22 protein-coding genes are annotated in these 16,817 nt (G+C 56.4%); 10 read left to right on the top strand and 12 right to left on the bottom strand.

Annotated features, from left to right (window positions below; genetic code table 11):
* Window positions 1-28 precede the first annotated feature (28 nt).
* From AC2FHX_RS11325 to AC2FHX_RS11340, 4 genes are read left to right on the top strand one after another with little or no spacing between them, the layout of a single operon-like run.
* Window positions 29-688, top strand: a complete 660-nt coding sequence (locus AC2FHX_RS11325) for an ABC transporter ATP-binding protein (protein ID WP_142636630.1) — start codon at window positions 29-31, stop codon at window positions 686-688.
* Window positions 666-2,240: a KpsE/RkpR family capsule polysaccharide export protein gene (locus AC2FHX_RS11330; RefSeq protein ID WP_496701533.1), complete on the top strand. Its 1,575-nt coding sequence runs from the start codon at window positions 666-668 to the stop codon at window positions 2,238-2,240. The genes AC2FHX_RS11325 and AC2FHX_RS11330 overlap by 23 nt, the downstream gene beginning before the upstream one ends.
* 5 nt (window positions 2,241-2,245) lie before the next feature.
* On the top strand, window positions 2,246-3,079 hold the full coding sequence (gene kdsA, locus AC2FHX_RS11335; protein WP_142636626.1) for a 3-deoxy-8-phosphooctulonate synthase: 834 nt from the start codon (window positions 2,246-2,248) through the stop codon (window positions 3,077-3,079).
* A 14-nt stretch (window positions 3,080-3,093) separates the two neighbouring features.
* A complete protein-coding gene (locus tag AC2FHX_RS11340; protein WP_496701532.1) occupies window positions 3,094-4,590 on the top strand; it encodes a phosphomannomutase/phosphoglucomutase in 1,497 nt (498 codons plus the stop codon).
* 31 nt (window positions 4,591-4,621) lie between these two features.
* On the opposite strand, the gene AC2FHX_RS11345 is transcribed toward AC2FHX_RS11340, so the two are convergent.
* Complete coding sequence (locus tag AC2FHX_RS11345; RefSeq protein ID WP_496701531.1) at window positions 4,622-6,580, bottom strand: AsmA family protein; 1,959 nt, start codon at window positions 6,578-6,580, stop codon at window positions 4,622-4,624.
* Between the two features lie 96 nt (window positions 6,581-6,676).
* Between AC2FHX_RS11345 and rimO the strand changes: the two genes are divergently transcribed.
* Window positions 6,677-8,065, top strand: a complete 1,389-nt coding sequence (gene rimO, locus AC2FHX_RS11350) for a 30S ribosomal protein S12 methylthiotransferase RimO (protein WP_142636620.1) — start codon at window positions 6,677-6,679, stop codon at window positions 8,063-8,065.
* A 34-nt stretch (window positions 8,066-8,099) separates the two neighbouring features.
* On the opposite strand, the gene AC2FHX_RS11355 is transcribed toward rimO, so the two are convergent.
* Window positions 8,100-8,456, bottom strand: a complete 357-nt coding sequence (locus AC2FHX_RS11355) for a diacylglycerol kinase (protein WP_496690995.1) — start codon at window positions 8,454-8,456, stop codon at window positions 8,100-8,102.
* Between the two features lie 131 nt (window positions 8,457-8,587).
* Window positions 8,588-8,776 (bottom strand): hypothetical protein, encoded by a 189-nt coding sequence (locus tag AC2FHX_RS11360; RefSeq protein WP_142636616.1) that lies wholly within the window; start codon window positions 8,774-8,776, stop codon window positions 8,588-8,590.
* Between the two features lie 226 nt (window positions 8,777-9,002).
* Between AC2FHX_RS11360 and AC2FHX_RS11365 the strand changes: the two genes are divergently transcribed.
* On the top strand, window positions 9,003-9,245 hold the full coding sequence (locus AC2FHX_RS11365; protein ID WP_496701530.1) for a CDGSH iron-sulfur domain-containing protein: 243 nt from the start codon (window positions 9,003-9,005) through the stop codon (window positions 9,243-9,245).
* Here AC2FHX_RS11365 and AC2FHX_RS11370 read toward each other — a convergent pair whose 3' ends face one another.
* From AC2FHX_RS11370 to AC2FHX_RS11390, 5 genes are all read right to left on the bottom strand, one after another.
* Window positions 9,246-9,503, bottom strand: coding sequence for a DUF6455 family protein (locus tag AC2FHX_RS11370; protein WP_496701529.1), 258 nt, complete (start codon window positions 9,501-9,503; stop codon window positions 9,246-9,248).
* A complete protein-coding gene (locus AC2FHX_RS11375; RefSeq protein ID WP_496701528.1) occupies window positions 9,500-9,772 on the bottom strand; it encodes a DUF6455 family protein in 273 nt (90 codons plus the stop codon). Before AC2FHX_RS11375 ends, AC2FHX_RS11370 begins: the two co-directional genes overlap by 4 nt.
* 10 nt (window positions 9,773-9,782) lie before the next feature.
* A complete protein-coding gene (locus AC2FHX_RS11380) occupies window positions 9,783-10,040 on the bottom strand; it encodes a DUF6455 family protein (RefSeq protein WP_496701527.1) in 258 nt (85 codons plus the stop codon).
* A 64-nt stretch (window positions 10,041-10,104) separates the two neighbouring features.
* Entirely contained in the window at window positions 10,105-10,473 is a 369-nt protein-coding gene (locus AC2FHX_RS11385) for a YigZ family protein (RefSeq protein ID WP_142636608.1), read from the bottom strand.
* Window positions 10,470-11,177, bottom strand: a complete 708-nt coding sequence (locus tag AC2FHX_RS11390; protein ID WP_142636606.1) for a M48 family metallopeptidase — start codon at window positions 11,175-11,177, stop codon at window positions 10,470-10,472. The genes AC2FHX_RS11385 and AC2FHX_RS11390 overlap by 4 nt, the downstream gene beginning before the upstream one ends.
* 122 nt (window positions 11,178-11,299) lie before the next feature.
* Between AC2FHX_RS11390 and AC2FHX_RS11395 the strand changes: the two genes are divergently transcribed.
* Window positions 11,300-11,545 (top strand): DUF8831 family protein, encoded by a 246-nt coding sequence (locus AC2FHX_RS11395; protein WP_496701526.1) that lies wholly within the window; start codon window positions 11,300-11,302, stop codon window positions 11,543-11,545.
* Here AC2FHX_RS11395 and AC2FHX_RS11400 read toward each other — a convergent pair.
* Window positions 11,536-11,811: a DUF167 domain-containing protein gene (locus AC2FHX_RS11400; RefSeq protein WP_496701525.1), complete on the bottom strand. Its 276-nt coding sequence runs from the start codon at window positions 11,809-11,811 to the stop codon at window positions 11,536-11,538. The two genes, AC2FHX_RS11395 and AC2FHX_RS11400, sit on opposite strands and share 10 nt — an antisense overlap.
* Window positions 11,812-11,947: 136 nt before the next feature.
* On the opposite strand from AC2FHX_RS11400, the gene AC2FHX_RS11405 reads away from it, so the two are divergent.
* Complete coding sequence (locus AC2FHX_RS11405) at window positions 11,948-12,526, top strand: nitroreductase family protein (protein WP_496701524.1); 579 nt, start codon at window positions 11,948-11,950, stop codon at window positions 12,524-12,526.
* The gene (locus AC2FHX_RS11410; RefSeq protein WP_496690998.1) at window positions 12,523-13,221 is read left to right on the top strand and encodes an EI24 domain-containing protein; all 699 of its coding nucleotides are present in this window, start codon (window positions 12,523-12,525) and stop codon (window positions 13,219-13,221) included. The genes AC2FHX_RS11405 and AC2FHX_RS11410 overlap by 4 nt, the downstream gene beginning before the upstream one ends.
* Window positions 13,222-13,224: 3 nt before the next feature.
* On the opposite strand, the gene AC2FHX_RS11415 is transcribed toward AC2FHX_RS11410, so the two are convergent.
* Together AC2FHX_RS11415 and mce are read right to left on the bottom strand one after the other, a co-directional pair.
* Entirely contained in the window at window positions 13,225-13,500 is a 276-nt protein-coding gene (locus AC2FHX_RS11415) for a DUF1467 family protein (protein ID WP_142636598.1), read from the bottom strand.
* Window positions 13,501-13,517: 17 nt separating this feature from the next.
* A complete protein-coding gene (gene mce, locus AC2FHX_RS11420; RefSeq protein WP_271949260.1) occupies window positions 13,518-13,922 on the bottom strand; it encodes a methylmalonyl-CoA epimerase in 405 nt (134 codons plus the stop codon).
* Window positions 13,923-14,056: 134 nt separating this feature from the next.
* Here mce and AC2FHX_RS11425 point away from each other — a divergent pair, with 134 nt between their 5' ends.
* Window positions 14,057-14,773, top strand: coding sequence for a response regulator (locus tag AC2FHX_RS11425; RefSeq protein WP_496701522.1), 717 nt, complete (start codon window positions 14,057-14,059; stop codon window positions 14,771-14,773).
* 195 nt (window positions 14,774-14,968) lie between these two features.
* Here AC2FHX_RS11425 and aspS read toward each other — a convergent pair whose 3' ends face one another.
* Window positions 14,969-16,744 carry an aspartate--tRNA ligase gene (gene aspS / locus AC2FHX_RS11430; RefSeq protein ID WP_142636592.1) on the bottom strand — a complete coding sequence of 592 codons (1,776 nt, stop codon included), beginning with the start codon at window positions 16,742-16,744 and terminating at the stop codon, window positions 14,969-14,971.
* Window positions 16,745-16,817 lie beyond the last annotated feature (73 nt).

The raw sequence follows: 16,817 nt of genomic DNA on the forward strand, positions 1-16,817 counted from the left end.
AACAACAAGATAAACCCGCAGGCCTTGGATGCTTGAGTTTGAAAATGTCAGCAAGTCCTTTTGGACCGGGACGCGCCGAAAGGTGATTCTGGACAGAGTGTCTTTTCGCGTCGAACTTGGCACATCCATCGGCATTCTGGCCCCGAACGGTACCGGAAAAACCACCCTGATCAACATGATGGCCGGACTAGAGAAACCCGACGAAGGGGTCATTCGCAAATCCTGCCGCGTCTCTTTTCCGATGGGATTTACCGGCGGAGTTTCAAACAAGCTGTCGGCTCTGGAGAACTCGCGCTATATCGCCAAGATCTATGGTATGGACCCGGACTATGTCGAGGCATATTGCAGTTGGCTGTGTGGCCTGGGTGAATATTTCAATCAACCGCTGGCGACCTATTCATCCGGTATGCGGTCGCGGTTCACATTCGCGTTGATGCTGGCTCTGGATTTCGACATGTACCTCATCGACGAAGGGATGCCGGCCACAACGGATGTTGAATTCAACAAAAAGGCAGGCGACATTCTGCAGGAACGGCTGCGCACAACAACACTGGTCATCGTCTCTCACAACCCGGCCCTGCTTGAAAAATTCGCGCGTCAGGCGGCGGTATTAGTGGATGGTCAGCTTCACTTGTTCGAAACCTTGGAAGAGGCAAAGCAGTTATATGACTACCAAACCCAGGGCTGATAAATACAACTGGCGCCGCAAACGGCGGTCTGCGGGAAATGCCGAAACGCGCGAAGACGCGATCTCGCGTATTCGCCAGGCCACAAAGGCGCCCGGCCCAGAAAATGAACCGCCAGTAGGGACCGAGATCGACGCTATCAAACGCGAGGGACTGACCGGCCGCCAACTGAGGGTGGCACGTCGTCTTGCCCAGAAAAACGGTCTTGCGGCGACTTCGGACTATGATGCAGTTCGGTTGTTGCGCAAAAAGGGAATTGATCCGTTTGAACGCTCCAGTCTACTGAACCTTGCCTCGGAAAAGAAAACTTCGGACGAGCAGACGAATGATCGCGTCACGATCCACCTGCCCCAGACCGTGAAAGATGCACCAGAGAACTTGCCCGGACCCGAGATGAGCCCGGCCGAGCGGCGTGAACGTGAAATCGGACAGATTCAGAGGGACATCGCCCGCCGCCGCCGTCGCAAACTGTTAGCTCTGTTTGCGCGGCTTGCGGCTTTTGTCCTGCTACCTACCTTTGTCGTGGGTCTCTATTTCTATCGGATCGCGACCCCAATGTACGCCAGCAACTCTGCCTTTCTGATCCTTCAGGCGGACGGGGGCGCGGGCTCTATTGGAGGGCTTCTGGCAGGGACCCAATTTGCGACCACGCAGGATTCGGTTGCCACTCAGGAGTTTCTGGAATCGAAAGATGCGCTTGAACTTTTGGACACAGAGGCCGGTTTCGCTGATGTGTTCAAACAGGACTGGATCGACCCCATTCAGCGATTGTCCCCGGACGCCAGTCTCGAAGAGGCTTACAAGCTGTACAAACGCATGATCACGGTCGGATATGACCCGACCGATGGCCTGATCCGGATGGAGGTGGCGACACCCGACCCCCAGACTTCGGCCGCGTTTTCCCGAGAACTGATTTCCTATGCCGAGCAACGGGTAAACGCTCTGACCGAAAAGAAACGCGAAGACCAGATGAAAGATGCCCGGGAAGGGTTTGTAAGCGCTCAGGAAGAACGCAAGAAAGCTCAGGAAGACCTGATCGAGCTTCAGCTGCAAGGCGCAATCCTTGACCCTGAAAGCGTCATTGCCGGGTTGCGGGGCCGCATAAACGAAATCGAGACGCTTATTCAGGACAAAGAACTGCAGCTTGCAGCCTTGTTGGACAATCGCCGCCCAAACAAAGCCAAGGTGGATGGCGCACAGGCCGATATCGCACGGCTTACGGTTGTGCTGGAGGAATTGAACGCCGAAATGCTGGATGTCTCTGCCGGCGAGAATTCGCTGGCCAGGCTGAGTGTTCGGATTCAGATGGCACAGGCCGATCTGGCCGCTCGGGATATGATCCTGCAATCAGCTATGCAGCATATGGAGACAACCAGGACCGAAGCCAATCGTCAGGTTCGGTATCTGACGGTTTCCGTCAATCCTGTTCCCAGTCAGGAACCCAGCTATCCGCGCAAGTTCGAAAATACGATTTTGGCTTTCCTGTTGTTTGCTGGTATCTACCTGATGATCTCGCTTACCGCGTCGGTCCTTCGTGAACAGGTATCCTCGTAAGACACATGAAACATGTAAAAATCTCCGATCTCACGGTCGGCAATGATCTTCCCCTGACGATCATCGCCGGTCCCTGCCAACTGGAAACTGCCGATCATGCCCAAATGATCGCAGGAAAAATGAAAGAGGCCTGCGACGCCGCCGGGGCGCAGTACGTCTTTAAAGCCTCGTACGACAAGGCGAACCGAACTTCGCTGTCGGGTGCGCGAGGTATGGGAATAGACACAGGGCTCAAGGTTCTGGATGACATCCGCAAAACCTTGGGTATTCCAGTGCTGACTGACGTACATACCGAAGCCCAGTGCGCGATTGCGGCCGAGGCTGTGGACGTGCTGCAAATCCCTGCCTTTCTATGCCGACAAACAGATATGCTGCTCGCAGCTGGCGAAACCGGCAAGGCGGTTAATGTCAAAAAAGGACAGTTTTTGGCCCCATGGGAGATGGGCAACATCGTGAGCAAGGTAGAAAGCACTGGGAACACAAACATCCTGCTGACAGAACGCGGAACTTCGTTTGGATATAATACGTTGGTCGCTGACATGCGCGGCCTGCCGCAGATGGCCAAAACGGGATACCCGGTCGTAATGGATGCCACACACTCGGTACAGCAGCCTGGCGGCAAGGGTGGTTCTACTGGTGGGCAGCGAGAATTCGCGCCTGTGATGGCCCGCGCTGCGGTTTCGCTTGGCATCGGTGCGGTTTTTATCGAAACCCATCAGGACCCTGATACTGCACCTTCCGACGGTCCTAATATGATCCCATTGGACCAGATGCCGCAGCTCATCGATACATTGATGCGTTTTGATGCGTTGGCCAAGGCCAACCCTATCCAAATCTGAACAAGAGTATTCCCATGACCAAACCCAACCCCGAGGTGACTCCGAACACCTGGAGCTTTCTGCGCGACGCAATGATCAAGCCAACCGGCTTTCGCGAATATGATGCCCGCTGGAAATATCCAGAAGAGATCAACCTGCCAGGTATGACCGCACTGGGGTTGGGTCTGGGCACACAGATGCGCAAGCGTGGGATTGAACCCGTGATTGCTGTAGCCAATGATTATCGTGATTATTCTCTGGCCATTAAAAATGCCCTGATCCTGGGCCTGATGCAGGCGGGAATTCAGGTAAAGGATATCGGTCCGGCGCTTAGCCCGATGGCCTATTTCGCTCAGTTCCATCTGGACGTTCCAGCCGTGGCCATGGTCACGGCCAGCCACAATCCAAATGGCTGGACCGGGGTCAAGATGGGGTTCGAACGTCCCCTGACCCATGGCCCGGACGAGATGTCAGAGCTGCGAGACATTGTTCTGAATGGCGAAGGGCAGACCCACGCGGGCGGGTCCTACGAATTCGTTGACGGCGTGAAAGAGGCCTATATCGACGATCTGGTCGGCGATTTCAAAGTATCGCGGCCTCTCAAAGTGGTCTGTGCCACAGGGAACGGCACCGCATCCGCCTTTGCTCCTGAGCTCTTTGAACGCATGGGGGTCGAAGTCGTGCCCAGCCATAACCGGCTGGATTATACGTTCCCCCATTACAACCCGAACCCAGAAGCGATGGAAATGCTGCACGACATGTCCGATACCGTGAAAGCCAGCGGTGCAGACATGGCGCTGGGGTTCGATGGTGACGGTGACCGCTGTGGCGTTGTGGATGACGAGGGGGAAGAGATTTTTGCTGATAAGGTCGGCGTGATCATGGCCCGCGATCTGGCCAAGATTTACCCCAATGCCACCTTTGTCGCCGACGTGAAATCAACCGGCCTTTTTGCCAGCGACCCCGAGTTGAAGGCCCGCGGGGTCAAGGCAGATTACTGGAAAACCGGCCACAGCCACATGAAGCGGCGAGTCAAAGAGATCAACGCGCTGGCCGGGTTCGAAAAGTCGGGGCATTACTTTTTGGCCGAACCGATTGGACGTGGATATGATTGCGGCATGCGCGTCGCGGTTGAGATCTGTAAACTGATGGACCGCAACCCGGACCAAAGCATGTCCGACCTGCGAAAAGCGCTACCAAAAACATGGTCGACACCGACCATGTCCCCCTATGCAGCGGATACCGAAAAATACGACATACTCGACCGTTTGGTCGCAAAGCTGGTCGCCAAATCCGAGGCCGGAGAGACGCTAGCAGGTCGCCCGATCAAAGAAGTGGTCACTGTCAACGGTGCCCGAGTCATTCTGGACAATGGCAGCTGGGGGTTGGTGCGCGCCTCGTCGAATACGCCCAATCTGGTGGTCGTCTGCGAAAGCAGCGAAAGCGAGGAAGAGATGCGGGCCATTTTTGCGGATATCGACGCGGTTATCCGAACCGAACCGGGTGTCGGAGATTACGACCAGACCATCTGAGCGTTGGTGTCGGGGCGCTGGCCCCGACACTTCAATTTCCGCCAAACAGCTTAAGCAGTCCTTTCTTGGCCTCGTCCTCAAGCTTGTTCTTCAGCGCGTCCTCGACGCTGTCACCGTCAGTCCCGGCCGTACCGGTATCGCCGCCTATCTTGTCGATGACTTTCTTTTTGACATCATCCTCAAGCTCTTTGACTTTTCCTCCGGCAGCCGCTTCGATCACCTTGGTCAGGTCCGGCTTGATCGACGGATTGCTCCATGGTCCAACTATACGCACCGGAACCGACAGGCCCTCTCCCGAATTCGCACGCAGAGCTACCGGCGTGAACAGATAGTCGATATTGCGCGCTCCGATCCCGACTTTTCCTTTGCCATCCGCGCGGAAATTGTCCAGCGACATCAACAGATCGTTGTTCTGCAAAACGCCCTTATCAATGGTGAAGCTAGCCGTCAGGCTGTTGAACACGGTGGTGCCACCCGAACCTTTGCCTCGTCCCATCAGACGATCAAGGTCAAAACCCGATATCAGCCCCTTTCCTACATCCAAGCGGCCCTTACCGCTGAGCGAGCGCATGATCTGATTCTCGTTCTGGCCAACGCCCAGAAACTCGAATGATCCCGACCCGGTCCCGGACAGCCGCTCGACCCCGACCAAGGCTGTCAGAGCTAGTTTGAGGTCAATGCCCTTGGCCTTTATCTTGCCGCCAACGGACAACCCATTCCGATTATTGGCCACCACCTGCCCGTTCAGCGTTCCGGAAAACAAGGTTGCCGGGTTCATCTCCAATGCAGCCCGAGACCGGTCCAGCCGCATTGTCAGGTCGCTGGGGCCAAGCGTCAGCTCGGGCAGCGCGATAGATTTGGCTGTCAGTCGAATTTCACCATTGGCCAAAGCCAGCGCCGAGGCGTCGATCGGTTCCCTTGACCACCCCTCCGAGGCAGCACCCGAGCCGGAACCGCCGGAACTGGACGAGACCGTCTGACCACTTTGATTATAGCGAGAAAGATCAAGATCACTGGCATCCAACCGAGCAGTGATCTGTGGCGGGTTGGAAATGACAATATCAACTTCGCCTGTAAAACGGTTACTGTCGAGTGAAGCCACCAGATCGCGCACAGATATGCGACCATCTCTGGTATAAGTCATCTGCCCCGACACGTTCGCAGCGCGGCCCAACCCGTGCGGCACTCCAACGCCCTCCTGACCGAACGCGGCCAGCATTTTTTCCGTGTCTTTGGTTTTCAACTGCAGCTTGCCGTCCATCTCTCCGGCAAGGTTGACGCGCCCGTCAAATCCGATGTCACCACCAGGGGCCGCAAGTGCAAGTTCAATCTCGGATGCCGCGCCCGTAGCATAAGCCGGCAAGTCGGGTATCTTGATATCCACGCGGGCCTCACCGCCCGGAACCGGCATTTGTGCATCCAGAACCAAGGGGGCCGAGACTGCTGGCCAACTGGCAGACAAATCCACATCTGCGACATCAAATCGGGCCGATCCATTTTCAACAAAGATCAGACGCGCCTGAGTCAGTTTCAGATGCTCCAGTGTCACCGCGCGCGATGCATCGGCCGGTTTTGATCCACCCGAGCCGCTGGCTGTCGGGGCGACGGCCGTGTCAAACTCCCAGTTTCCGCGCCCGTCTGACAGTTCAAGTCTGAGGGTCGGATTCTCGGCAATAATCCGTTTGATCAGCACATCGCCGGACAAAATGGCCAAGGTATCGACCCCAACCGCCAGGCTTTCGGCGCTCAGCATCGGCTCAGACCCCGCCCACGAGGCATTTCCGAAGGAAACCGCCCCGGTTTCCATGCCCAGCACAGGCCAGAAGGACAGCTTAACGCCCCCCGACAGTTTCAGATCACGCCCGGTTTGTGCCTTGACCTGCTCGGCCAGAATGGTCGCCAACTTGTCGCCCGGCATCAGCAGCAACGCGCCGATGACAAGACCGACCACAGCCACCAAAAGGAACAGGATGCGCATTAGCCATTTCATTTTCTGCTCTCCGACTTATTTGGCACGCTATAAAAAGATCATTCAAAGACGGCAGCGCATTTGCAAGGGGAAGCTTTCCCCACTATATGCCGCGCCATGACCACAAACCCGCCAAACCTCCGCCCCGACCTGGCACCTGCTGCCCGGATCACTGATACACCACGTCCGAACCAGCCGACCATCGGCATGGTATCGCTGGGTTGCCCCAAGGCTTTGGTCGACAGCGAGCGGATTCTGACGCGCCTGAGGGCCGAAGGATACGGCATCTCGCCGGACTATTCAGGCGCAGATGCCGTGATTGTGAATACCTGCGGATTTCTGGACAGCGCCAAGGCGGAGTCTCTGGATGCCATCGGCGAGGCTTTGGTAGAAAACGGCAAGGTTATCGTAACCGGATGTCTAGGGGCCGAACCCGATTACATCCGCGAGCATCACCCGCGTATCATGGCCGTCACCGGACCACATCAATACGAGCAGGTGCTGGATGCGGTACACAAGGCCGTGCCGCCTGATCCCGACCCCTTCGTGGATCTGCTGCCTGCGGCCAACGTTCAACTGACGCCGCGCCACTACAGCTATCTCAAGATATCAGAGGGCTGTAACCACAAGTGCAAGTTCTGCATCATCCCCGACATGCGCGGCAAACTGGCCAGCCGTCCGGCGCATGCGGTTCTGCGCGAGGCGGAAAAGCTGGTCGATAACGGTGTGCGCGAATTGCTGGTGATTTCGCAGGACACCTCGGCCTATGGGTTGGACCGGAAATACGATGTGAACCCCTGGAAAGACCGTGAGGTACGCAGCCATATCACCGATCTGGCGCGTGAATTGGGTCAGTTGGATGCCTGGATTCGTCTGCACTATGTCTATCCCTACCCGCATGTACGTGAACTGATCCCGCTGATGGCGGATGCGGGCAGCAACGTGCTGCCCTATCTGGATATCCCTTTTCAACACGCACATCCGGATGTTTTGAAACGAATGGCCCGCCCCGCTGCAGCTGCCAGAACATTGGACGAGATCGCTGCCTGGCGCGCGACCTGTCCTGACATCACTCTGCGATCCACCTTTATCGTGGGCTATCCCGGCGAGACCGAGGCTGAGTTCCAGACCCTTCTGGACTGGATGGACGAGGCGCAACTGGATCGCGTCGGCTGCTTTCAGTACGAGAACGTCGAAGGAGCCCGATCCAACGACCTTCCTGACCATGTGCCCGCCGATGTCAAACAAGACCGATGGGAAAGGTTCATGGAAAAGGCTCAGGCGATTTCCGAGGCCAAACTGGCCGCCAAGGTCGGCCATACCCTGCAAGTCATCGTGGATGATATCGACGATGAGGCCGCGACCTGTCGCACCACCGCAGATGCGCCCGAGATTGACGGCAATCTGTTCATCGACGAGGGGTTTGAGGCCCTGAAGCCGGGCGACATTGTCTCGGTCGAGGTGGACGAGGCCGGGGAATATGATCTATGGGGCAAGCTTCGCTAACCACACCTACCTGAATTGACCGACCCAGCGGCAGTCAAAAAAGGCTCAACAGCCCGATAACCCAGGCCAATCCGCCAGCCAAAGCAGTCAGTGCCACCGCAGCGCTGGCGGCGTCTTTGGCTTGCCCGGCCAATAGATTGTGTTCGGTCGAAGTATGATCCACCGCCCGTTCGATCGCCGTGTTGAACAGTTCAGCCACCAGAACCAACAGACCGATCACCAGTATCAGAGCCCTAACGCCATCGCTCAGGGGCAGCCACAGGGCCAGACCCGCAGAAACAAGATTGGTGCAGACCCAAGCGCGGAACGAGTATTCACTGTGCCAAGTGGCAGCCAATCCCTGCCAGCTCCAGCGGATGCGGTCCTTTAGATGGGTGACAAGTTTTCTCATGTGACCTCGGTAATTCAATAGGTCAAACAGAAACCCGAACACCGTATGACAGGCAATAAAAAAGCCACCCATAGGGCGGCTTTTTTGTTCGATTGTGCGGGCGGCTATGTCGGAATCCGCCCGCGAAAATCTTATTGAGCAGTCGGATTACATACGGTCTGACCTGCTTCGGTCGTCGCCAGATCTGTCCCTGCCGGGCAGCTCGGCGTGCCGTATTTGTCATAATCTGGGGTAATGTATACCGGTGTCGGCTCTTCCTGTTGCGAGCAAGCAGCCAGAACCAGGGCAAACGCACTAACGGCAGCAAATTTGAGTTTCATGTCCGTCATTCCTCTAATTAATTTCTGTTATTGCCCTGAACATGGGGCCGACTTCACAATACGGTGTGGTTGGTAATTTTGCAATAAAATCAACAGCGCGTTTGCGAAAGCAGGCAAAACCATGCCGGGGGGATTGCCCATGGAATGGGTGCCGCGTGGCAGCTACTGCTTTCGGCACATCTGTTCAGGCGATAAACTGGGGAAAGTCAGCGAACGGAGAAATCAGATGCCAGAAGGTCCTGTCATCGCGCAAAAAGCGCCCTATCCAATCGAAGTAACCGAAGGAAAAAGCTATTTCTGGTGCTCGTGCGGCCGGTCCAATCGGCAGCCATTTTGTGATGGATCTCACAAAGGAACCAGCTTTGAACCGGTCAAGTTCACAGCTGATACCAGCAAGAAACTGTTCTTCTGCGGCTGTAAAAACTGCGCTAACCCACCGTTTTGCGACGGGACACATTCCAAGATCTGATCACTTCAGCCGGTTGAAAACCTGGCTATTTACGCAGAACCCGGGCGCTGAACGAGGATCAGATTGCTGTGCGGCCAGCCATATCGTGCATTTCTCGTGACAGTCCGAGGCCCGGCAACGCGTTACCATCTCGGCGTATTCATCCGGCCTCAACCGCCCGTCGGACATGGCTTCGGTCAACGAGATCTTAAGGCATCGGGCAACAGATCGAGTCAGCCAAAAGTGCTTTTCCACGTCGCCCAGTACAGCGTGTTTCATCCCAATTCCTGCATTTGTATTACTTTCAACGCGGCGAATTGATGTTTGTTCGGGCAGGTTTGTGGTGCTCCTGCAACATCTGGATGTCTTTCCATCCAATCCGGACAGGCAGCCGCCCAGCCACATCCCTGACACAGGCGGATCATTTCAGCCCAGTCTTCCTGACTTAGCCGACCTTTATTGTGGGCCCGCACAATATCCGTACCCGTAGTTTGCCCCATCCTCAACACAAGGCGCAAATGAGTCATGAGGTGTCCAAGGCGCGGCATTGCGGCCCCCCTAAGGGATCAACTTGCTTAACAAATCCTGGTTCCGGCAATATTCGGGGGTCTGCGCTGCCAGAACCGGTTGATTCAAAAAAGATTGGCAATGGCCCGGGTTCGGGCAATCGGTGCATCGCAGAACCGCATCGGTAATCTGATCCACCGATATATGTCCAGCGATTGCAGATTCCTGCAGATCCACCCCCAGCTTGCCAGCCATACGGTCAACAAGACCAGCATGATGCCTAAGCGTTTCGCGATCGGGCATTGGCATTCCTTTCCGTTTCGCTTTGTCCGATCAGACTAGCAATACGAAACAGCCCAAGCCTTGACGCAGGTCAAAGTCCCAATTCCAGTTCGTCCAGATAAGCCCGTGTTGCATCCTGCACCCGTCGGAATCGATCACCGCCCAGCTTTTTTCCGCCATACCATCGAGTGACAATGACGATATGACCGCTCAGTTCGGCCCTTTCCAGCATGCGCAGAATCACCATTCCGGCACCGCTTTCCCCGTCATCCGCCTTGAGCGCACCAGTGGGCAGGATTGCGGCCCAGGTATTGTGCGTGGCCTTGGCATAGCTTTTGTCAGATTTCAGATCCTGCAGGACAGCAGCCACCTCGTCACGGGAACTGACCAAAGCGCCGGACACGGCATATTTCGATCCGCGGTCCGTCAAGACAACCCCCAACCGTTTCAGTCCCGTCATTGTGTCAGCCCAAGCTGCCGCGAGGTTTCCAAAACAATTTCGACGCGCTGAGCATTCGGTGGATGGGTGCCTAGAAAACGATCGCCCGGGTCAGGAATTCGGGCAAAATAGCGGGCTCCTAACAAGGGATTATAACCTGCCCGGTGCGTGATGATCGTTCCCAACCGGTCCGCTTCCAGTTCAAAGTCCTTGACATATATCTGGGCACCCACCTGCGCGCCCAGTTTCTGCGCCTGTTCAAGATCTGCGTCATTTGCCCCCGCTATGCGTGCAAGCTCGCCAAAAATCGCGGCACTTTCTCGTGAGTTTTCGGACTGGCGGGGAATATGGCGCAGGATGTGATGAGCAGATTCATGCCCCATCACAAAGGCCAGTTCATCGGCGTTTTCCACCGATTGAATCATCGCGCGGGTGAAGATTATGACTGGTTGATTGTCGTCATCCAAGGTTTGAAAAGCATTTGCTGGTGCGCGAGGGTTCAGATCAACCACGATCGAAAAATCGCAGTTGCTGACATTACTGCGCCGCTTGCACTCTGCGCGCGCCACATCCCCGACCCTTTGACTGATTTCGCGAAAGGTCAGCACATCGACCTGAAAATCAGTTGAAGGTTGTTGCCATTCCTCTACCGGCTGAACGCGTAGCGAACCAGTGTCACAGGCCGAAAGAACCAGACCAAATATCAACAAGATCAGGCGACGCATACTATTTCCTTTGGTCCGGTCATGCCTTTTCTTCGAACATAGCCCGACACTAGGCGGTTCGCCACCGGACGATTTCCCACGAACGGGTTGCATTGCAATGTTCCGCCCGGCAAGCTGGAAACATGTTTTCGATTGAGCATGAATTCGACTCGACGGTCATAACCCTGGTGGACGAAGGCGAAAAGCCTTTGAACGAGGATGTGGTCATTAACAATTTTGCAGAATGCGTAACGCTGGAACAGTTGGATCCGCGCACTGACCAGATTCAGAAAATTACGCTTTCGCCCGAACAGGTTCGCGATCTTGCGGCTGCGCTGGATCTGCCCGAAGGCGTTTACCAAATTCGCGAAACTCCCGATCAGGTCTGACACGCAAAGACCTTATCACGCGATGTCTGGCCGCGTTTCAGGATCAGTGCAGAGGGCGCAACCCCAAGTGCCACCGCCAGAATCTCACGCGTGGCAGCATTTGCCCGACCGTTTTCGGGCGGTGCCGTGACATATATTCTGATCACCCCGTCCTGAACCACAATCCTGTCTGCAGCAGCTTTCGGAGTCACCTTGACCACAATCTCGGCATCGGGTGCAAAGCAGTCGCTGAGGTCGGGAAGATTTCTGAGTTTCGGTCTGGCCATCGGCACCTTCTGTTAACAAAGACCCTTGCGCGGTTGGGCGGGGAATGAAATTGATCCAACCTGTCCAGCCAATTGCACTTGAAACTCGCCAGACGTTCAACCAGATACAGACTGCCTATGTAAAGGAAGTTAACATATGTCCTTGAATAACCCGGCCGCTTTTGAGTTTCTGCAGACCCGGCGCTCGCGCCCAGCTAAGACGTTGATTGAACCTGCCCCCAACCGTGAGCAGCTGATGCCCCTGCTGACCGCAGCAGCCCGCAGCCCGGATCACGGAAAACTGGAACCCTGGCGGTTCATCGTGCTTGAAAAAGGCGCAATGGGGCGCCTGTCGGGGCTGACGCAGGAATGCGGTGAGGCGCTTGGCAAATCCCCTCAAGACATTGAAAAAGCGCGCGGACAGTTTGATTTAGGCCATCTCGCCGTCGCTGTGATCGAGGTTCAGAAGCCTTCGGAAAAGATTCCAGCCATCGAGCAGACCTATTCAGCTGGGGCTGTTTGCCTTGCTTTGCTGAACGCTGCTTTGACCGCAGGATGGGGCGCGAATTGGTTGTCTGGCTGGCAAACCCACGATCCAGAATTCTGTCGCAAGGCGTTTGGATTGCGGGATAACGAGAGTGTTGCCGGTTTGATCCATATCGCGACCGAGGGCTCGACCCCGCCCGACCGCCCTCGCCCGGATGTTGATGCCCTGACCGAATGGGTCACAGAATGATCATCCTCAACGCCTTTTTTTCAGCGCTTGGTCAGATCGGAGACCCGAAATTCCGCGGGGTCCTGCTTCGGGGCATTGGTCTGACCATTCTTATGCTGATCGCAGCCTGCGCCGGTGCAATTTGGCTGATCAACCGGCTGTCAGGGGACGAGATATCGCTGCCATTCATTGGTGCAGTTCCCTGGCTGAATGACGTCCTCAGCTATTCCGGCATTTTCCTGGTGCTGATCCTGCCAGTGTTTCTGATGATTCCCGTCGCCTCAGCCATCACGTCTGTGTTTCTGGACGATGTCGCGCAAGCTGTAGAGGACAGGCATTATCCGAGCCTGCCCACGGTTCCACGCATCCCGATAGGCGATGCGATCACTGACGCGCTTGGCTTTATGGGCGTGTTGATCCTGGCCAACCTTCTGGCGCTGATCCTTTATGCGATCTTCACGCCACTGGCCCCGTTTATCTTTTGGGCGATGAACGGATTTCTGCTGGGGCGTGAGTATTTTACGCTGGCAGCCATGCGCCGTATCGGGCGTGAGGGCGCGCGAAAACTGCGAGCACAACATTCGTCAACAATTTGGCTTGCGGGCACGTTGATGGCCATCCCACTGTCTATTCCGCTGGTGAACCTTGTGATCCCGATTATTGGAGCTGCTACATTCACGCATATCTTTCATAAGCTGTCAGGGCCAACGCCCTGAAGCTTAGTTTCGCGGTTCCATTTGATTTAGCCAATCGAAATCCCGTACCGAAATCACGCCCGAAATAATGATCCCTGCAATGATAGCCCAGAGCACGACCGACACCCCGGTGGTGATCCATAACTTTTTCTTCATGTGATGCACTTCCGGGGCCCCTGAATGGGTGCCGGGAACGACCTCGCCCAAATCACCCTGGGTCTTGATGCGGATCGGCAGAATCACCAAAAGCGTCATGAACCAGATGACGGCAAACAGAACCAGTCCTGCAGTGATCGTCATGTGTACACCTCCGGTGTTTATACTTGTTCCAACTCGACCAGACAGCCGTTGAAATCTTTGGGATGCAGGAAAAGAACCGGTTTCCCGTGCGCGCCGATCTTGGGTTCACCGCTACCCAGCACCCGGGCGCCGGTTTCTTTCAGGTGATCACGCGCGGCAATGATATCCTCCACCTCATAGCAGACATGATGGATTCCGCCGGCGGGGTTCTTCTCTAGAAAACCGTTGATCGGGCTGTCATCGCCCAGAGGATAAAGCAACTCGATCTTGGTGTTGGGCAATTCAATGAACACCACAGTAACGCCGTGATCAGGTTCATCCTGCGGCGCGCCAACCTTGGCACCTAAAGCGCTGCGGTACTGTTCAGACGCCGCCACAAGATCAGGGACGGCAATGGCAACGTGGTTTAAGCGGCCAATCATGGAACTCTCCTACCTTCTGCGTTGCAGCGGTTATGGGGACAGATCAGGCAAAGGACAAGTGCGCCAAATTGCCGTTAACCCCGTGTTAGCCAGAAGTTCCTAGCGTGAAGCATCTGCTGAATAGGAGTTCTGCCATGGACGATTCGAGCCCCTTCGCCTCACCCGCGCAGCCGACGGCCACGCGGCCGCTGCTGGGACAAACCATTTTGGTTGTTGAGGACAGCCGCTATGCCTGCGATGCCATCCGCCTGATGTGTTTGCATTCAGGCGCGCGGATCAGGCGGGCCGATTGCCTGAAGTCCGCCCGACGCCACCTTCAAATCTATCGGCCTTCGGTGATCTTGGTGGATATGGGGCTGCCAGATGGCTCTGGCGCTGATCTGATTGCCGAACTGGCCATGACTACGCCCCGGATCGGAGCGATTCTGGGCATGTCAGGCGACGACAATTCAGAAACCCTTTCGACAGAGGTTGGCGCGGACGGGTTTCTTGCCAAGCCGCTTAACTCACTGTCCTATTTCCAGTCGTCTATTCTAAGTTGCCTGCCGGAAGACCGCCGCCCCTGCACGCTCCACGCCGTTCGGGATGAGGTGATATGCCCCGATCCTATGGCCTATCAGGACGACATGGCACATATCGCCGATGTTCTGGCCGGACCGAATGACCATCGGTCACTGGACTATGCGGCTCAATTCCTGCGCGGCGTTGCCCGTGATGCTGAAGATACGGTTCTGGCCGAAGCCGCCCAGCAGTTGGCAGCCTCACGCGCCGCAGGTATGCCCATCACCGCTCTGACAGCCCAGGTTGCGGGAATAGTGCAGGCCCGTCTGGAACAGCGCGAGGCTATCTGAAGTGACAACCGCATATCTAATTACCGCATCGCTCCTTTGTCTGTGGGCATACAGACAGACACGCGTCAGCGCGCGTGACATTCGGAACAGCCGTGAGAGGAAAAAGGACCATTTCCTGTAAACCCGCTATCAGAGAATTGGGAATGGGTTGAAAACAGAAAAAAACCGCCACAGGCGACTGTGGCGGGTTTTCTATCAGTCCTGCGGGATAATCCGCAGGCCCAACTCCATCAGCTGGTCCGAGGCCGGGTCGGACGGTGCCTGCATCATCAGATCCTCGGCGCGCTGGTTCATCGGGAACATCATGACCTCGCGGATATTGGCTTCATCGGCCAAAAGCATCACGATCCGGTCGATACCAGCTGCACAGCCACCGTGCGGCGGGGCGCCATAGTGGAAGGCGTTGAACAGCGCGCCAAAGCGGGATTTCACCTCATCCGCGCCATAGCCAGCCAGCTCAAAGGCCTTCAGCATGATCTCGGGCTTGTGGTTCCGGATCGCGCCCGAGACCAGCTCGTATCCGTTACAGGCCAAGTCATATTGATAACCGCGCACGTCCAGAGGATTGCCGTTCAGCGCCTCCATCCCGCCCTGCGGCATCGAGAAGGGGTTGTGTTCAAAGTCGATCGCACCGGTTTCTTCGTCTTGCTCATAGATCGGGAAATCGACGATCCAGGCAAAGGCAAAGCGGTCTTTCTCGGTCAGGTTCAGTTCATCACCGATCACATCGCGCGCCCTGCCGGCCACCTTTTCAAAGGCTTTCGGTTTGCCGCCAAGGAAGAACGCAGCGTCTCCGACGCCCAGACCCAACTGCTGGCGGATCGCCTCGGTCCGTTCAGGGCCAATGTTTTTGGCCAGTGGACCGGCGGCCTCCATCCCTTCGCCCTGATCGCGCCAGAAGATATAGCCCATACCGGGCAGACCCTCTTTCTGGGCAAAGGCGTTCATGCGGTCGCAGAACTTGCGGCTGCCACCCGTCGGCGCAGGGATAGCGCGGATTTCGGTGCCATCCTGCTCCAACAGCTTCGCGAAAATCGCGAACCCAGACCCGCGGAAGTGGTCGGAGACCACTTGCATTTTAATAGGATTCCGCAGGTCGGGCTTGTCGCTGCCATACCACAAGGCCGCGTCCTTGTAGGAAATCTGCGGCCAGTCCTGATCGACTTTACGGCCGCCGCCGAACTCTTCGAACACGCCGGTCAGAACGGGCTGAATCGTGTCGAATACGTCCTGCTGCTCGACAAACGACATCTCAAGGTCAAGCTGGTAGAAATCGGTGGGTGAGCGGTCGGCGCGCGGGTCTTCGTCCCGGAAGCAGGGCGCGATCTGGAAATACTTGTCAAAGCCCGACACCATGATCAGCTGTTTGAACTGCTGTGGGGCCTGCGGCAGCGCGTAGAACTTGCCCGGGTGAAGACGTGACGGAACGAGGAAATCGCGCGCGCCTTCAGGCGAGGACGCCGTGATGATTGGCGTCTGATACTCGCGGAAGCCCTGATCCCACATCCGGCGGCGCATCGAGGCAACAACGTCCGAGCGCAAGGTCATATTCTGCTGCATCACTTCGCGGCGCAGGTCCAGATAGCGATAGCGCAGGCGCGTTTCCTCAGGGTATTCCTGATCGCCGAACACCATCAGCGGCAGCTCGTCAGCGGCGCCCAGTACTTCCAACTCGCGCACGTAAACTTCGATCTCGCCCGTGGGCAATTTCGCGTTCACCAGATCAGCGGCGCGCGCTTTGACTGTGCCATCGATACGGATACACCATTCCGAGCGGACTTTTTCCAGTTCGGCGAATGCCGCGCTGTCGCCGTCGCACAAAACCTGTGTGACGCCGAAATGATCGCGAAGGTCGATGAATAGAACGCCGCCGTGATCTCGGACCCGATGCACCCAGCCAGACAGGCGAACGGTTTCACCGACATTGGCGGCGGTCAGAGCGGCGCAGGTGTGGCTGCGATAGGCGTGCATGGATCATATCCCTTCGGGCGCAGAATTGGTCGGGCCGATACACCGCGTCAGACTGGGAAAGTCAAGGCAAGTC

It is taken from the genome of Ruegeria sp. CDSC042 (assembly GCF_059610745.1).

Bases quoted from the DNA above. Each gene is read 5' to 3' on its own strand.
- AC2FHX_RS11325 (WP_142636630.1), top strand. From the start codon at position 29: ATGCTTGAGTTTGAAAATGTCAGCAAGTCCTTTTGGACCGGGACGCGC.
- AC2FHX_RS11330 (WP_496701533.1), top strand. From the start codon at position 666: ATGACTACCAAACCCAGGGCTGATAAATACAACTGGCGCCGCAAACGG.
- kdsA (WP_142636626.1), top strand. From the start codon at position 2,246: ATGAAACATGTAAAAATCTCCGATCTCACGGTCGGCAATGATCTTCCC.
- AC2FHX_RS11340 (WP_496701532.1), top strand. From the start codon at position 3,094: ATGACCAAACCCAACCCCGAGGTGACTCCGAACACCTGGAGCTTTCTG.
- AC2FHX_RS11345 (WP_496701531.1), bottom strand. From the start codon at position 6,580: ATGAAATGGCTAATGCGCATCCTGTTCCTTTTGGTGGCTGTGGTCGGT.
- rimO (WP_142636620.1), top strand. From the start codon at position 6,677: ATGACCACAAACCCGCCAAACCTCCGCCCCGACCTGGCACCTGCTGCC.
- AC2FHX_RS11355 (WP_496690995.1), bottom strand. From the start codon at position 8,456: ATGAGAAAACTTGTCACCCATCTAAAGGACCGCATCCGCTGGAGCTGG.
- AC2FHX_RS11360 (WP_142636616.1), bottom strand. From the start codon at position 8,776: ATGAAACTCAAATTTGCTGCCGTTAGTGCGTTTGCCCTGGTTCTGGCT.
- AC2FHX_RS11365 (WP_496701530.1), top strand. From the start codon at position 9,003: ATGCCAGAAGGTCCTGTCATCGCGCAAAAAGCGCCCTATCCAATCGAA.
- AC2FHX_RS11370 (WP_496701529.1), bottom strand. From the start codon at position 9,503: ATGAAACACGCTGTACTGGGCGACGTGGAAAAGCACTTTTGGCTGACT.
- AC2FHX_RS11375 (WP_496701528.1), bottom strand. From the start codon at position 9,772: ATGCCGCGCCTTGGACACCTCATGACTCATTTGCGCCTTGTGTTGAGG.
- AC2FHX_RS11380 (WP_496701527.1), bottom strand. From the start codon at position 10,040: ATGCCAATGCCCGATCGCGAAACGCTTAGGCATCATGCTGGTCTTGTT.
- AC2FHX_RS11385 (WP_142636608.1), bottom strand. From the start codon at position 10,473: ATGACGGGACTGAAACGGTTGGGGGTTGTCTTGACGGACCGCGGATCG.
- AC2FHX_RS11390 (WP_142636606.1), bottom strand. From the start codon at position 11,177: ATGCGTCGCCTGATCTTGTTGATATTTGGTCTGGTTCTTTCGGCCTGT.
- AC2FHX_RS11395 (WP_496701526.1), top strand. From the start codon at position 11,300: ATGTTTTCGATTGAGCATGAATTCGACTCGACGGTCATAACCCTGGTG.
- AC2FHX_RS11400 (WP_496701525.1), bottom strand. From the start codon at position 11,811: ATGGCCAGACCGAAACTCAGAAATCTTCCCGACCTCAGCGACTGCTTT.
- AC2FHX_RS11405 (WP_496701524.1), top strand. From the start codon at position 11,948: ATGTCCTTGAATAACCCGGCCGCTTTTGAGTTTCTGCAGACCCGGCGC.
- AC2FHX_RS11410 (WP_496690998.1), top strand. From the start codon at position 12,523: ATGATCATCCTCAACGCCTTTTTTTCAGCGCTTGGTCAGATCGGAGAC.
- AC2FHX_RS11415 (WP_142636598.1), bottom strand. From the start codon at position 13,500: ATGACGATCACTGCAGGACTGGTTCTGTTTGCCGTCATCTGGTTCATG.
- mce (WP_271949260.1), bottom strand. From the start codon at position 13,922: ATGATTGGCCGCTTAAACCACGTTGCCATTGCCGTCCCTGATCTTGTG.
- AC2FHX_RS11425 (WP_496701522.1), top strand. From the start codon at position 14,057: ATGGACGATTCGAGCCCCTTCGCCTCACCCGCGCAGCCGACGGCCACG.
- aspS (WP_142636592.1), bottom strand. From the start codon at position 16,744: ATGCACGCCTATCGCAGCCACACCTGCGCCGCTCTGACCGCCGCCAAT.